This window comes from Aeromonas sp. R3-1 (assembly GCF_040908345.1).
Taxonomy (GTDB): Bacteria; Pseudomonadota; Gammaproteobacteria; order Enterobacterales; family Aeromonadaceae; genus Aeromonas; species Aeromonas veronii.
The window spans coordinates 1-14992 of the sequence record NZ_JBFODN010000089.1 but is presented as its reverse complement, the minus strand read 5'-3'; the positions used below and the strand labels follow the sequence as shown (position 1 = coordinate 14992).

The 14992-nt window shown below is 61.4% G+C and carries 15 protein-coding genes and 1 pseudogene; 10 read left to right on the top strand and 6 right to left on the bottom strand.

The window, feature by feature from the left end; all coding sequences use genetic code 11:
* Together AB5Y85_RS05835 and AB5Y85_RS05830 are read left to right on the top strand one after the other, a co-directional pair.
* The coding region (locus tag AB5Y85_RS05835) for a UDP binding domain-containing protein (RefSeq protein ID WP_368221269.1) at positions 1–665 on the top strand (665 nt) is incomplete at its 5' end.
* Complete coding sequence (locus tag AB5Y85_RS05830; protein ID WP_257687216.1) at positions 662–1675, top strand: NAD-dependent epimerase; 1014 nt, start codon at positions 662–664, stop codon at positions 1673–1675. The genes AB5Y85_RS05835 and AB5Y85_RS05830, both read left to right, overlap by 4 nt.
* 6 nt (positions 1676–1681) lie before the next feature.
* Here the strand turns inward: AB5Y85_RS05830 and AB5Y85_RS05825 are convergent, their stop codons facing one another.
* The 4 genes from AB5Y85_RS05825 to xapA form a co-directional block, all read right to left on the bottom strand.
* Positions 1682–2593, bottom strand: a complete 912-nt coding sequence (locus tag AB5Y85_RS05825; protein WP_103252289.1) for a DMT family transporter — start codon at positions 2591–2593, stop codon at positions 1682–1684.
* Between the two features lie 56 nt (positions 2594–2649).
* Positions 2650–3453, bottom strand: a complete 804-nt coding sequence (gene deoC, locus AB5Y85_RS05820; protein WP_052200050.1) for a deoxyribose-phosphate aldolase — start codon at positions 3451–3453, stop codon at positions 2650–2652.
* 62 nt (positions 3454–3515) lie between these two features.
* A complete protein-coding gene (locus tag AB5Y85_RS05815; RefSeq protein ID WP_047438187.1) occupies positions 3516–4775 on the bottom strand; it encodes a NupC/NupG family nucleoside CNT transporter in 1260 nt (419 codons plus the stop codon).
* A 25-nt stretch (positions 4776–4800) separates the two neighbouring features.
* Positions 4801–5628 carry a xanthosine phosphorylase gene (gene xapA / locus AB5Y85_RS05810; RefSeq protein ID WP_047438189.1) on the bottom strand — a complete coding sequence of 276 codons (828 nt, stop codon included), beginning with the start codon at positions 5626–5628 and terminating at the stop codon, positions 4801–4803.
* Between the two features lie 330 nt (positions 5629–5958).
* Between xapA and AB5Y85_RS05805 the strand changes: the two genes are divergently transcribed.
* The 4 genes from AB5Y85_RS05805 (at position 5959) to AB5Y85_RS05790 (ending at position 8973) form a co-directional block, all read left to right on the top strand.
* Positions 5959–6879 (top strand): LysR family transcriptional regulator, encoded by a 921-nt coding sequence (locus AB5Y85_RS05805; protein WP_257687215.1) that lies wholly within the window; start codon positions 5959–5961, stop codon positions 6877–6879.
* A gap of 82 nt (positions 6880–6961) precedes the next feature.
* Positions 6962–7567, top strand: coding sequence for a DUF2076 domain-containing protein (locus tag AB5Y85_RS05800; protein ID WP_257687214.1), 606 nt, complete (start codon positions 6962–6964; stop codon positions 7565–7567).
* A 204-nt stretch (positions 7568–7771) separates the two neighbouring features.
* The gene (locus tag AB5Y85_RS05795; RefSeq protein ID WP_076492814.1) at positions 7772–7960 is read left to right on the top strand and encodes a hypothetical protein; all 189 of its coding nucleotides are present in this window, start codon (positions 7772–7774) and stop codon (positions 7958–7960) included.
* 155 nt (positions 7961–8115) lie between these two features.
* Entirely contained in the window at positions 8116–8973 is an 858-nt protein-coding gene (locus AB5Y85_RS05790) for a lytic transglycosylase domain-containing protein (RefSeq protein WP_257687213.1), read from the top strand.
* Between the two features lie 8 nt (positions 8974–8981).
* Here AB5Y85_RS05790 and AB5Y85_RS05785 read toward each other — a convergent pair whose 3' ends face one another.
* Both AB5Y85_RS05785 and AB5Y85_RS05780 read right to left on the bottom strand, forming a co-directional pair.
* Complete coding sequence (locus AB5Y85_RS05785) at positions 8982–9545, bottom strand: YgjV family protein (protein WP_257687212.1); 564 nt, start codon at positions 9543–9545, stop codon at positions 8982–8984.
* Between the two features lie 57 nt (positions 9546–9602).
* Positions 9603–10178, bottom strand: coding sequence for a Crp/Fnr family transcriptional regulator (locus tag AB5Y85_RS05780; protein ID WP_257687211.1), 576 nt, complete (start codon positions 10176–10178; stop codon positions 9603–9605).
* Positions 10179–10420: 242 nt separating this feature from the next.
* On the opposite strand from AB5Y85_RS05780, the gene ettA reads away from it, so the two are divergent.
* The 4 genes and pseudogenes from ettA to AB5Y85_RS05760 form a co-directional block, all read left to right on the top strand.
* Positions 10421–12088: an energy-dependent translational throttle protein EttA gene (gene ettA, locus AB5Y85_RS05775; protein WP_005338959.1), complete on the top strand. Its 1668-nt coding sequence runs from the start codon at positions 10421–10423 to the stop codon at positions 12086–12088.
* A 93-nt stretch (positions 12089–12181) separates the two neighbouring features.
* Complete coding sequence (locus AB5Y85_RS05770) at positions 12182–12511, top strand: hypothetical protein (protein ID WP_005343410.1); 330 nt, start codon at positions 12182–12184, stop codon at positions 12509–12511.
* Between the two features lie 264 nt (positions 12512–12775).
* Complete coding sequence (locus tag AB5Y85_RS05765; protein WP_047439912.1) at positions 12776–14119, top strand: NCS2 family permease; 1344 nt, start codon at positions 12776–12778, stop codon at positions 14117–14119.
* Positions 14120–14306: 187 nt separating this feature from the next.
* Positions 14307–14992: pseudogene (locus tag AB5Y85_RS05760) on the top strand (bifunctional glutamine synthetase adenylyltransferase/deadenyltransferase); the annotation flags it as partial.

Here is a 14992-nt window from a genome sequence, read left to right as displayed (position 1 = left end):
AGGCGGTGCGCCAGGGGATGGGGGCCGATCCCCGCATCGGTTACCACTTTATCTACCCGGGCTGCGGCTACGGCGGCTCCTGCTTCCCCAAGGATATCAAGTCGTTGCGCCATACCGCGGCGAGTGTCGGCTGCAACGCCCCGCTCTTAGCGGCGGTCGAGCAGGTCAACCAGCGCCAGCAACAGAAGATGGCGCAAACTCTGCTGACCCGCTTCGGGCCGGATCTGCGCGGTCGCACCTTCGCCCTGTGGGGGCTGGCGTTCAAACCCGGCACCGACGATATGCGCGATGCGCCGAGCCGCCCGCTTCTGGCCGCCATCTGGGCGGCCGGTGGCCGGGTGCAGGCCTTTGATCCCAAGGCGATGGGGCGTGCCCGCCAGATCTACGGCCAGCGGCCGGATCTGCTGCTCTGTCCGACTCAGGAAGCGGCACTGGAAGGGGCCGATGCCCTGCTGATCTGCACCGAGTGGCAGGCGTTTCGCGCCCCCGACTTCCAGCAGCTGAAAGCGCTGCTCAACCAGCCCGTCATCATCGATGGCCGCAACCTCTATGACCCCCGCCAGCTCAGCGAACTTGGGTTTGACTATCACGCCATCGGGCGGCCACATCTTCCCGCCCAAAAGCCGCCTGCCAACACCAGCTGCAACCCGGAGATTCAACCATGATCTATCTGGTCACCGGCGTCGCCGGTTTTATCGGTTTTCATGTAGCCAGCCAGCTGTGCGCCGCAGGTCACCAGGTGGTGGGGATCGACAACCTCAACGACTACTACGAGGTGAGTCTGAAAGAGGCGCGGCTGGCCCAACTGGCCAGTGTCCCCCATTTTCGCTTCGAGCGGCTGGATCTGGCAGATCGCGAGGCGATGGCGGCTCTCTTTGCCCGTCATGGTTTCGAGCGGGTGATCCATCTGGGGGCGCAAGCGGGGGTGCGTTACTCCATCGACAATCCGTTCGCCTATGCCGACAGCAACCTCACCGGCATGCTGACGGTGCTGGAGGGGTGTCGTCACCACGGGATTCAGCACCTCATCTACGCCTCCTCCAGCTCGGTCTATGGCATGGGGGATCAGATGCCCTACTCCACTGCGCAGCAGGTGGATCACCCGATCTCCCTCTATGCCGCCACCAAAAAGAGCGGCGAGCTGATGGCCCACGCCTACTCGGCGCTCTATGGCCTGCCCACCACAGGGCTGCGCTTCTTTACCGTCTACGGCCCCTGGGGCCGCCCCGACATGGCCATCATCAAGTTCACCCGCGCCATCCTCGCGGACGAGCCCATCGATGTGTACAACCACGGCGATCTCAGCCGCGACTTCACCTATATCGACGACATCGTCGAGGGGATCCTCGCTGTGGCCGACCAGCCGCCCCGCCCCAATTCCGATTGGCACGCCAGCGAGCAGAGCGCGGCCGAGAGCGCCGCCCCCTACCGCATCCTCAATATCGGCAACGGCCAACCGGTGCGGCTGCTCGACTTTATCGAGGCGCTGGAGGATGCCCTCGGCAAACCCGCCATCAAGCGGATGCTGCCGATGCAGGCAGGCGACATGCACGCCACCTGGGCCGACAGCGAACCGCTACACACCCTCACCGGTCTGCGCCCCGCTACGCCCCTCAAGCAAGGTGTTGCCGAGTTTGTCCGCTGGTATCTCGACTACTATCGGCACGCCCGCTGACCTGCTTCAGGCGCGACGTGTCTGCCGAACAGGCACCAGTACCATGACCGCCATGGTCAGCAGCACGCCGAGCACACCCCAGCCCACCTGCCGCCAGATTACCTCCTCCCCGCTCAACATGCCGGTCAACAGCACCAGTACCGGGATCAGATAGGTGTAGGCCGAGACCTGCTCCGGCTGCAGCACCACACTCCCCTGCTGAAACAAAAAGAAGCTGAGCGCCGTGGCAAACAACGCCAAATAGGCAAGACCAAGCCAGAGCGTCAGTGACACCTGCTGCCAGTCGGTCGCCAGCAGCCGCGGCGCTGCCACCAGAGTGAGCAACAGGGTGGCGCAGATCAGAGTCCAGCAGGTGAGATGGGCAAACGACTCCCCCCGGTAATAGCGCTTCACCACTATGGGGTTGAGGGCCATCCCCACACAGCCAAGCAGATAGATGCGATTGCTGGGGGTGAGGCTCAGACTCGCCAGCTGGCTCAGCTCACCGCGAAAGATGATGAGAGCAGCCGCCACCATTCCCCCCAGCAATGCAAACGCCATCGACCAACCGATGCGGCGTTGTAACATAAGCATGCTGGCCAGCGCGCTGATGAGGGGAACCGTGGTGTAGAGCGCGCTGGCATCGAGGGCGCTGGTCTCCTGCAGCGCCACGAACATGGCGACGAAGTAGCAGAGGGCCGGCAGCGAGATGAGGGTATAACGCCCCAGATCCCGCAGCGAAGGCTGCACCAGACGACGTTGGCAAGCCAATAGAGTCACGAAGGTAAGCGCCGCCAGCAAGTAGCGCGCCCAGGTGACCACCAGAGGGTCCAGCACCGCGGTGAGGGCGCTACCGATGGGAAAGGAGAGACTGATGAGCAGGGTGAACAACAACACCTTGCCGTGAGCCTGCACTAAATGAAAACGGGGATGGGACATGGCATGCACCTGTGCAAAGGGGCGCCCCGCCGGGCGCCGCACTGGATTGGAATAATTCAATAACTGCCGTCGGCAGCAACCGGCTTCTTGCCCTCAATAGTGGCCAGCAACTGGCCGAGCAGGCTGGAAGCACCAAAGCGAAAATGTTCGGCAACCAGCCACTCATTGCCAAAGTGTGCTGCCGCCATGGCCAGATACTCCGCAGCGTCCTGCACACTTTTCACCCCGCCTGCCGCCTTGAAACCGACCTGGTTCTGCGCACCGCACTCGGCGATGGCCGCCAGCATGATGTGGCACGCCGCTGGGGTGGCATTGACCGGCACCTTGCCGGTGGAAGTCTTGATGAAGTCGGCCCCCTCCTCGATGGCGAGCAGAGAGGCGGCGCGGATAAGCGCGGGATCCTGCAGCTCACCGGATTCGATGATCACCTTGAGCCGCCGAGTTCCGCACAACGCCTTGCAGCCACGCACCAGCGCCCGGGCGGGCATATCGTCCCCCGCCTTGAGCGCACGCCAAGGGATCACCAGATCGATCTCGTCGGCACCATCTGTGAGGGCTGTACGGGTCTCAGCCAGCACAGTTGCCGGGTCATCGTCACCGTGCGGGAAGTTGACCACGGTGGCAACCCTGACCTCGGGAGTACCCTGCGCCGCCAGGGTGAGCTTGGCCAGTGCCACGAAGCGCGGATAGATGCAAACTGCGGCCGTGTGGCCAAATGGGGTCTTCGCCTGATGGCAAAGCGCGATGATGCGCGCATCGTGGTCATCGTCGTTGAGGCTGGTGAGATCCATCAAGCGGATGGCCCGTATGGCAGCCTCGGTGGAGGTACAGACAGGTTCAAAAACAGTATCTGGAATCATGGAAGGCTCCTGTTGGGATGAGGAAGGGGCACCGCGGCGCCCCTGGACAAGGGATGGGACGCTCAGGCCAGAGAGAAGAAAATCCCGGCGATGGCGGCGCTCATCAGGTTGGAACTGGTGGCAGCCAGCACGGTACGCAGGCCATAGCGGGCAATAAAGTCGGTGCGGGAAGGGCAGAGGGTGCCGAGGCCGCCGATCAGGATCCCCATGGAAGCCAGGTTAGCAAAGCCGCACAGAGCGAAGCTGATAATCACCTTGGACTTCTCCTCCAGCACCTGCAGACCGGCCGCAGCTACAGTGCTGGCATCCTTCAGGTAGGGAGATAGGTCGCTATAGGCCACAAACTCGTTTACCACCAGCTTCTTGCCGATCATGGCGCCGGCGATGCCGATGTCCGCCAGCGGTACCCCGAGTAGGAAGGCAAGCGGCGAGAAGATCCAGCCCAGAATGAGTTCGAGAGAGAGCGGCATGCCCACCATCTCCCCCACCCCGCCCAACAAGGTGTTGACCAGGGTCACCAGCCCGATCATGGCGATCAGCATGGCGCCGATGGCCGCCGCCAGCTTGAGGCCGCTGCTGGCACCCTCGCCTGCCGCCGCCAGAACGTTCTCCGGCTTCTTGCCGTCAAACTGGATGCTGTTGTCGAACACATAGTCCGGCTGGCTGGTTTCGGGGATGATCAGCTTGGCGAACAGGATACCGCCAGGCGCAGCCATGAAGGAGGCGGCCAACAGGTACTGCATGTCGACCCCCATCATGGCGTAACCCGCCAGCACGGTGCCGGAGACCGAAGCCATGCCACCACACATGACGGCGAAGAACTCCGAATCGCTCATCTTGGGCATGTAGGGTTTGACCACCAGCGGCGCCTCGCTCTGGCCGACGAAGACGTTGGCCACCGCAGACATGGATTCGGTCTGGGAGGTGCCTAGCAGACGGGCCATGGCGCCGCCGATGAAGCGGATCACCACCTGCATGATGCCGAGGTAGTAGAGCACGGCGATCAGCGCCGAGAAGAACACCACCAGCGGCAGCACATTGAGGGCAAACACGAAGCCGATGCCGTCCACCGAGAAGTTGACCAGGTTGCCAAACAGGAAGTGGATGCCTGCCTTGCCACTCGCCAACACGGCATCAACCCCGTGAGCCATCCCCTCCAGCGCCCGGCGCCCCAATGGCACATAGAGTACCAAGGCACCGATGGCGACCTGCAAGGCCAGCGCCAACCCCACTGTGCGCAGGCGAATGGCCCTGCGGTTGGTCGATGCGAGCACGGCGATGAGGATCAGCACCGCCATACCGAGAAATCCTGCTGCAAACATAACTGACCTCCTGGTCGTTCCCTGCTTACTGGAAGTGGTGCTTGATAAAGACGTTGATGAGGCGGATGAAGTCCGTTTCCGCCAGCTTGGCGCACTTGAGGGTCTGCTCGTGGGAGAGCTGCACGTCACCAAGCCCCTCCGCCATGTTGGTGATGGCGCAGATGGCCAGTACCGGCAAGGCACAGTGGGCAGCGCTGACCACTTCTGGCACCACCGACATCCCCACCACGTCGCCACCGATGATCTGCATCATGCGGATCTCGGCCGCGGTCTCGAAACAGGGGCCGCTGTAGGAGACAAACACTCCCTGATTGACGGCGATCCCCTCCTGCTCGGCCAGCGCCAGCGCCTCGCTGCGCAGCGCCTTGTCATAGGCATTGGCCAGACTGAAGAAACGCGGGCCATAGGCCTCGTCATTGGCCCCTGTCATGGGAGTGCCCGGCATGGTGTTGATATGATCGTTGAAGATGACCAGAGAGCCGACTCCGATCCGCTCCGGGCGCAACGAGCCGGCCGCATTGGTCACCAGCAGCAGCTCGCAGCCCAGACGCTTGAAGGTGCGCACCGGGGTGGTCATCACCTTCATGGTTTCGTGTTCGTAGTAGTGACCGCGCCCCTTCATGCAGATCACGTCCACCCCGTGCAGCTTGCCGAGCACCAGCTCGCCGCTGTGGCCAGCTACCGTGCTTACCGGGAAACCATCCAGCTCCTCATAGGGGATGGTGACCTTCTCCTGCAGTGCATCGGCCAGCACGCCGAGGCCAGAGCCCAGGATCATGGCGGCGCGGGGAGCGAAACCTGGCTTGCAGGCGAGAATGGTGGCGACGGCGTTGAGTACCGGATCTTGTTGCATGAGCTGTACCTCTTGAGGCTGTGAATGAGACATGACGCTCACTCTAGGAGAGGTATTGAGCGATAAAAATCGCTAAAATCGGCCTTACTATCCCGATTTTCAGCACAATAACCCTCAAGGGAATGGCTGCAAACGGCAGGAACAGACATCAGTAGTGCTGATTGGGCCCGTTTTATCGCCAACCCGACTCGGCAGGGTCAAAACGGCCCGGCAAAGGTGTGAAGCAGATCGACCATCCGCCGCGCAGCGGCCCTGCTGCTATCTGCACGGACAGTGAAAACTTTGACGGGGATCGCCCCCGGTTCTCTATCAGCAATAGAAGGAGGTCACTTGGCCCTAGACAGTCACTGGCGCGATCGCGTCACCCTCAAGATGCTGCGCTACTTCCATGCAGTGGCTAGTCATGGTCACTTCAGCCGGGCAGCCCAGCAGCTCAATGTCTCCAAGTCACCGCTCAGCGCCCAGATAAAGGAACTCGAATCCCTGCTGGGGCTGACACTGTTCGAGCGCCATACCCGCCAGGTGAGCCTCACAGCCACCGGCCGTCTGCTGCAAGCCGAGTGCACTTTGCTGTTTGACGTGCTGGAAAGTGGCCTTAACCGGGTAGTTCAGGCGGGACGCATGGAGCGCAACCAGATCCGCATCGGGCTGGTCAGCTCCATCTTCTGGGCCGGCTTTGGCGAGGTGATCCGCCAGTGCCACCAGCGCTACCCCGTGTTCGAAATCACCTTCACCGAGCTCTCCCCGGAGCGGCAGAAGCAGGCTCTGGCCAATAATGAGATAGATCTCGGCCTCGCCCGCTTCGCCGATACCGTCAACATCCACCCACTGCTGGCCGAGACTGTCTATCGTGAATCCATGGTGCTGGTGGTATCGGACGAGCATCCGCTGCGAGATCGCAAACTGGTCTCCTTGCCTGAACTTGCCGGGGAGCAGTTCGTGCTGATGAGCCGCGCCAACTCCTCCTCTACCGATCTCATCATCAACGCCTGCCTGGTAGAGGGTTTCTACCCCCACCTCAATCAGGAAGTGGTTGAACCCAACACTCTGATGGCGGTGGTGGCCACCAGCCAACAGGTAGCGTTGGTGCCTGCCAGCTACGCCCGCCAGAAGTGGCCCCACGTCCGCTTCATCCGCCTCGAACAGGCGATCCCCGCCGATCTCTGCGTGCTTTATGACGGGCAATCAGCAGCGATCCGCCACTTCATCGACACCATGAGCGAACAGATGAATCAGCCTTCCGGTCATTGATGAGTTAATCAGATACCACTGATGCCCCGCGGGTTTTAGGATGGCTAAACGCACTGTCTGCGCACCATAGCGAGGATTTGAGATGCAATCACAGGAACAGGGTCTGATCGATGGACTGTTCGACCGCCTCAAGCAAGCGCAAGCCAGGGATAGCAAGCGAGACCAACAAGCGGACCAGCTGATCCGCCAGCATCTGGCCCAGCAACCCGATGCCCCCTACTACATGGCCCAGGCGCTGCTAATTCAGCAGGCTGCCCTTACTCGCCTCAACGAGCGGGTCAAGGAGCTGGAAGCCAGCCAGAGCGCCCCAAATGGTGGCAGTTTTCTCTCCGGCCTGTTTGGTAGCGAAAGCAGCCCTCCTCCGCGCTTTACGCCGCCACCGGCATCCGCTCCTGCCCAGCCAGCATCCCGTACCAGCTCCTTTTTGGGCGGCGCCCTGCAAACCGCCGCCGGTGTGGCCAGTGGCGTGATGCTGGCCGATATGATCGGCGGACTGTTTCACCACAACCGCCCCGAGGAAATCATCGACATCATAGAGCCTGCCCCCATTGCCAATCCGGTCGATGCGGAACCGGTGCGCTGGGACGGCTGGGATTCACCTCCCGATGCTGGCAGCAATTTTCTCGACGACGATAGCCAGAGTAGCGGCTGGGCCGACAGTGACGATAACAACGGCGGTTTCTTCTGACCGTCAAACCATTACTGGCCCCGCACCTAGCGGGGCTCAACTCGATACGACCCCCATGACTATGGAAAGTGTGATGACACCACGGATCGGCAGCGGCATGACGCGATATACTCAGCACGCTTCGTGCCACCCGGGAACAACTCCCGACCCCAGGCGCTCTGTCCGTGGCCACGCAATACCCCCATGACGACAAGGAGCCACCTCATGATCCGAACCCTGCTTTTGACCGGTGCCGCCATTGCGGCCTATGCCCTGACCCAGAGCCACTCTCTGCTTCCCCTGCTCAGCCTGCTGGCCCTGCTTTCGCTCTGGGTTGTCAGCGAAATTGGCAGCTTCTATCGCACGCTTCCTCCCACGGTGCTGGATGAGCAGGAGTATCACCACGACTTTTAACCGGATGAAAAATGGTGTGAAACTGTCGAGATGCCGTTAGTTCCATACCGTTTTGCTCTCTGAAATCCCCCCGCTATAACAACAGGATCCACTGGGTTCGTAGCGATAGCAGCCATGTTCCTCTATATCTTCTGTACTCAAACAGGAGATAACCCATGAGGCACATCAGCGAAAACGGACTGTTTTTGCTGCTTTTTTTGTCGTTGTTACTGGCAGGTACGCCGCAGGCGATGGCACAAGGCAGGGATTTCAGACAGGCCCCCAAGGCGCTGACGGCGATCAAGCAGGGTCAAGTGGCCCAGCAACACGGCAATCTGCAAAAAGCCATCGCCCTCTACTGTGTCGCCGCCAGCACTGGCAACCCAGAGGGATATTTCCGGATCGGCCGCCTGCTCGCCACCGGCCCCGCCTCGGTGCGCAGCGCCAAGCTGGCCAACAGCTACCTCGCCTTGGCTATGCGCCTGGGTAACCAACAGGCCGCCCGCTACTACAACGCCCGTATCGGCAATGCCCCTATGGGGGATAGGTGTGGCATGGGGATCCATGGCGGTCAGGGTGGCTATCTGGCCGGGCTCCCTTCCACCCCCTTCAATGTCGACTCCTGGGTTGCCCGCCAGCCCCCCGCCAAGCAAAAGCTGGTCACCATGCTGCGTCACGCCGCCAAGCACCATAAAGTGGATGCCCGGCTGGTACTGGCGATTGCCATCGCCGAATCCAATCTCAACAGCCGTGCCGTTTCCCCCAAGAATGCCCAAGGGCTGATGCAGCTCATCCCCGAAACCCAGCAACGGTTCGGGGTAACCCGGCCATTCGATCCGGCCCAGAACATCAAGGGTGGCGTCAGTTATCTCAAATGGCTGGATCGCCGCTTCGATGGCGACTGGGTACTGATCTCGGCAGCCTACAATGCCGGGGAAAAAGCGGTGGAACGCTATGGCGGGATCCCACCCTATGGCGAGACGCAGGAGTATGTGAAACGGGTGCTCTACTTCGCTGGCCACAAGCAGCCCTGAGCGGGAGGTCAGGAGCTCGCCCGACCGGAAGGCGGCACACGCCCCTTTCTGCGGCCACTGTGGCGGCCACGCCCCCAATAATCGAAGCCATAGTGGCGGTAGTAACCCACCAGATTGCTGACCAGAAACAGCCCCTCCATCAGCGCGGCGACCGGTGAGCCCACCAGCAGGTTGTTACCCAGCCAGCAGAGGGTACCGAGCAGCATCCAGCGCCGCAAAAGGCGATCATCCGGGCAAAACGCGGCCCGGGTTTGCAGCAAGCTCGCCAGCAGCCCGATCCATGAGAGCAGGCCCTGATAGGTCGCCAGCGCCGCCGCACAGGCCAACCCCATGAAAAACCACACCAAGATGCGGCGAACCAGCCAGATGCTGACCAGAAAGCGCATGCTGGCCAGCAGCAACAGGCTGGCGGCCGACCACTGCCCGAGCAGGGCAAAGTGACCGGCATTGAGGGCGCAGGAGAGGGCCAGACAGGCCAGGATCCTGCGGCGATCCCGCAACTGAAACGACAACAGATCGAGCAACAAGGCCAGGCTCACCACCAGCTGCGACCACAGAAACAGCGACATCATCCACTCCTCATCCGTCATTTGGATGGCGCAGCATGAGGGGATGGTCGGAGAGCAGCATTAACCCGTGTTAATGCGCCTGCGGATCCGTGACAGGGTGACCGGGCTGATGCCGATATAGTTGGCGAGCTGCACTTGGGTCAGTCGCGCAGGCCAGTGGGGGAAGGTGTGACAGAGCTCCCGATAGCGCTCCTCGGGGGAGTGGAGCAGCAAAAACGCCTCCTTGCGCTCCTTGTAACCGAGCTGCTGTCGCAGCAGGGCCATGCAGACCGGCTGCCAGGCGGGCTCATCCAGCAGGGTGAGCGGCATCCGCACCACCTGCAGCGCCGTCAGCGCCTCCAGCTGATAGCGGGCGATCGATCCCGTGAGCCAGCTGTCATAGAGCAGGCAGAGTTCCCCCTCGAAGTAGAACTCCTTGCAGCGCTCCTGTCCGTCCCGGGTGTAGTGGCAGGCGCGAGCGATGCCCGCTTCGATATAGAAGGCAGCTTCCTGCTCTGCCCCTTGCGCCAACAGTGCCTGACCGGCACGCAGCGTCTGCCGTGGCAAGCGCAGGCTGATGGCTTCACTCAGCGCGGCGTCCAATCCCATAGTGCAGAGAAAGGCGGCCAGCGAGGGGGCTTCAGAGGATGGGTTCATGACGGCTCCGGGACAAAACGACAGCCCACATCATGCCCAAATTGCACGGCTGATGCAGCAAGGCGTGACCGCTGCGGCAAAGGGGGGACATAGCCGGGTGCCACCTTTGCCCCCCCTCGTCCGTTGGTTTACAATCGACGGGTTTTTTGGAACCCGGTTGACCTGTGTCGACCTGGCCCCACCACGACATCAGTCTGTTAATGCCAAGACATTAACCTGCTGAAAAGGAAGAGAATTAGCCAATGGCTCAATTTATTTACACCATGAACCGGGTCGGCAAGGTAGTGCCGCCCAAGCGTCATATTCTCAAGAACATCTCCTTGAGCTTCTTCCCGGGCGCCAAGATCGGCGTGCTGGGTCTGAACGGCGCCGGTAAATCGACCCTGCTGCGCATCATGGCGGGCATCGACACCGAGATCGAAGGGGAAGCCCGTCCGCAGCCCGGCATCAAGATCGGCTACCTGCCGCAGGAGCCGAAGCTGGAGCCGGAGCAGACCGTACGCGAAGCGGTCGAAGAGGCCGTTGGCGAGGTGAAGCGCGCCATGGCCCGTCTGGACGAGGTCTATGCGGCCTACGCCGACCCGGATGCCGACTTTGACAAGCTGGCCCGCGAACAGGGCGAGCTGGAAGCCATCATCCAGGCCCAGGGCGGCCACAACATGGAGAACCAGCTGGAGCGCGCGGCCGATGCCCTGCGCCTGCCGGCCTGGGATGCCAAGATCAAGCACCTCTCCGGTGGTGAGCGCCGCCGTGTGGCACTCTGCCGTCTGCTGCTGGAAAAGCCGGACATGCTGCTGCTGGACGAACCGACCAACCACCTGGATGCGGAATCCGTGGCCTGGCTGGAGCGCTTCCTGCACGACTACGAAGGCACTGTAGTGGCGATCACCCACGACCGTTACTTCCTCGACAACGTGGCGGGCTGGATCCTGGAGCTGGACCGCGGCGAAGGTATCCCGTGGGAAGGCAACTACTCCTCCTGGCTGGAGCAGAAGGACGCCCGTCTGGCGCAGGAAGCAAGTTCCGAAGCGGCCCGTCGCAAGTCCATCGAGAAAGAGCTGGAGTGGGTTCGTCAAAACCCGAAAGGGCGTCAGGCCAAGTCCAAGGCCCGTATGGCTCGCTTCGAAGAGCTCAACACCAACGACTACCAGAAGCGCAACGAGACCAACGAGCTGTTCATTCCGCCCGGACCGCGCCTCGGCGACAAGGTGGTGGAAGTGGCCAACCTGCGCAAATCCTATGGTGATCGTGTACTGATCGACGATCTGTCGTTTGCCATTCCGAAAGGTGCCATCGTCGGCATCATCGGCCCGAACGGTGCCGGTAAGTCGACCCTGTTCCGCATGATGTCGGGTCAGGAGCAGCCGGATTCCGGCGCCATCACGCTAGGTGAAACCGTGGTGCTGGCCTCTGTCGATCAGTTCCGCGACAGCATGGATGACAAGAAGACGGTATTCGAAGAGGTCGCTGACGGTCAGGATATCCTGCGCATCGGCAACTACGAGTTCCCGAGCCGCGCCTATATCGGCCGCTTCAACTTCAAGGGTTCCGACCAGCAGAAGCGGGTTGGCGAACTCTCCGGTGGTGAGCGTGGTCGTCTGCATCTGGCCAAGCTGCTGCAGACCGGCGGCAACGTGCTGCTGCTGGATGAACCGACCAACGATCTGGATATCGAAACCCTGCGCGCCCTCGAGAACGCCCTGCTGGAGTTCCCGGGTTGTGCCATGGTCATCTCCCACGACCGCTGGTTCCTCGACCGTATCGCCACTCACATCCTTGACTATCAGGATGAGGGCAAGATCGAGTTCTTCGAAGGTAACTTTACCGAATACGAAGAGTGGAAGAAGAAGACCTACGGCGCCGAGGCGATCCAGCCGCACCGCGCTAAATATAAGCGCATCGCCAAATAAGGCTGACTGCGTGTTGAGGGGAGCTTCGGCTCCCCTTTCTGTTGCCTTTTGACTTACAATCCTAGACGGATGCCTTTGCATGGATGTAGCACGATGACGACCCCGATAGAGAAAAAACTCACCATCCAGATCCGGGTTGAACCGGGGTGCCTCGGGCCGGATGGCAAGGAGCACATAGAGACCTTCTGTGCTGCTGCCGCCAAGATTTTTGCCGCCGTGGAGCCCGAGCTGGTGAGCTGGGTGCTGATCCCCCGCTACGACAAGCAACTGCCTGAGCAGGAGTTCTTTATCGAGGGGCGCAAGCTGACCGAAGAGCAGGCAAGCCTCTTTCTGCGCCGCTTCGGCCGTGAACTGGGTGAAGTGCAAGACCGGCTCGACTCGGTACTGGCCCAGCTGGTGGAGCGCTACTTCAAAACCCTCTAAGCCCCCAATTTTCGATAAAAGGTTCTCTGCTGAGAACCTTTTTTTATGCTCAAAAAGCAAACGTTTGAATTTTTACTCTATTCATTGATCTGCTTCGCAGATCCGGGGTTTGTAAACGGCGCCGCCTGTGTAAAAATGTGCGCGCTGTCACGGTATCAGGACGAGTCTGGTTACTTAACCGCCAGAAACAGGGCGATTTACCCCACATGGATGGGATAGCCCGTTCCCCTGCTGCTTATTTCACGTCACCTATTGGAATCCAACATGAATCAACAACACCAAGCTGCCAATCAGGCCGCCGGGCAAGGATTGCTTGAGCGCCTGTTTGCCCTGCAAGGCCATGGCACTACCGCCCGTACCGAAGTGATCGCCGGTATCACCACCTTCCTGACCATGGTCTACATCGTGTTCGTCAACCCGCAGATCCTCTCTGCGGCGGGCATGGACACCCAGGCCGTGTTCGTCACCACCTGCCTCATCGCCGGTATCGGCAGCATCCTGATGGGCCTGTTGGCCAACCTGCCCATCGCGCTGGCCCCCGCCATGGGCCTCAACGCCTTCTTCGCCTTCGTGGTGGTTGCAGGTATGGGCTACTCCTGGCAAGTGGGCATGGGCACCATCTTCTGGGGCGCCATGGGTCTGTTGATCCTCACCCTGCTGCGGGTGCGCTACTGGCTGATCGGCAACATTCCGCTCACCCTGCGGGTTGGCATCACCGCCGGTATCGGTCTGCTGATCGCCCTGCTCGGCCTGCACAACGCCGGGATCGTGGTGGCCAGCCCCGCGACTATGGTAACCGTGGGCAATCTCACCTCGCTGCCCTGCCTGCTGGGTCTGCTCGGTTTCTTCCTGATCTGCATCTTCTCCGCCCGCGGCGTCCACTCCGCCGTGCTGATCGCCATCGTGGTCACTACCGGTCTGGGCTGGCTGTTTGGCGATGTCACCTTCAAGGGCTTTGTCTCCATGCCCCCCAGCATCGAGCCGGTGTTCGGCCAACTGGATCTGATGGGATCGCTCGATATCAGCCTCGCCGGGATCATCTTCTCCTTTATGCTGGTCAACCTGTTCGACTCTTCCGGCACCCTGATCGGTGTCACCAACCGCGCCAAGCTGGCCGATGACAAGGGCCACTTCCCACGCATGAAACAGGCGCTGATGGTGGATAGCGTGAGCTCCGTCGGCGGCGCCTTCATGGGCACCTCCTCGGTTACCGCCTTTATCGAGAGCAGCTCCGGCGTCGCCGTCGGCGGCCGCACCGGTCTGACTGCCATCGTGGTCGGCCTGCTGTTCCTGCTGGCGATCTTCTTCTCTCCAGTCGCCGCCATGGTGCCGGCCTATGCCGCCGCTGGCGCCCTTATCTATGTGGGCGTGCTGATGTGCTCCGAGCTGACCCGGGTGAAGTGGGAAGATCTGACCGAAGCGGTACCAGCCTTTATGACCGCCGTCATGATGCCGTTCAGCTTCTCCATCACCGAGGGGATCGCCGTCGGCTTTATCTCCTACTGCGTGATGAAGGCAGGCACCGGCCGCTGGCGCGAAATCAACCCCTGCGTGCTGGTGGTGGCCCTGCTGTTCATCCTGAAGTTCGTCTGGGTCGACAGCCACTGATAATGACCAGTGCAATCCGATGGGCTCCCGACAGGGAGCCCATTTTTATTTGCCGGATCATGCTTCTCGCCCCTGCGCTGTGACGCGGGGGCCTGACAGTGCTAGATTGGCAGCCACCATTTTGAACCGGCAGCGTTGTTAACCTCGTGTCGTTAACCAGCTGTCGTGAACCACAAGGACGGCAACCGTGGCCCAGCATTCTCCCTCTTTCTCTGCCCTCTCCCCCCTGCTGCAAGAACAGGCCGAGCGCCAATGGCAACGGCTGATCGAACTGGCCCCCGACTATGGCTCGCTGCCCGAGCCCGTTCGCCAGACCCTGCTGACCCTGCTCGGTCTCTCCGATTTTGTCGCCGACTCCCTCTTCAAACAGCCGGCGTTGCTGACCGAGCTGCTCGCCTCCGGAGATCTGGAGCGCTCCGACCGCTGGCCCGCCTACCAGAGAGATCTGACCGCCCTGCTCGCCGAGGTGAGCGATGAAGAGGCGCTCAAGCGCGTCCTGCGCCAGTTCCGCCGCAGCCGCATGCTGGTGATCGCCTGGCGCGAGCTGCTGGGCCACGCCGAAGTGGAAGAGAGCTTTATCCACCTCACCAAACTGGCGGATGCCCTGATCTGCTCCGCCCGCGACTGGCTCTACGCCAAACAGTGCAGCGAGCTGGGCACCCCGATGGATGGCAACGGCAACCCGCAACCGCTGCTTATCCTCGGCATGGGCAAGCTGGGGGGGGGCGAGCTTAACTTCTCCTCGGATATCGACCTTATCTTCACCTTCCCGGAGAATGGCTACACGGTCGGCGGGCGGCGCGAGCTGGCCAACCAGCAGTTCTTTATCAAGCTCGGTCAGCGCATCATCAACGCCCTCCACCAGCCCACCCA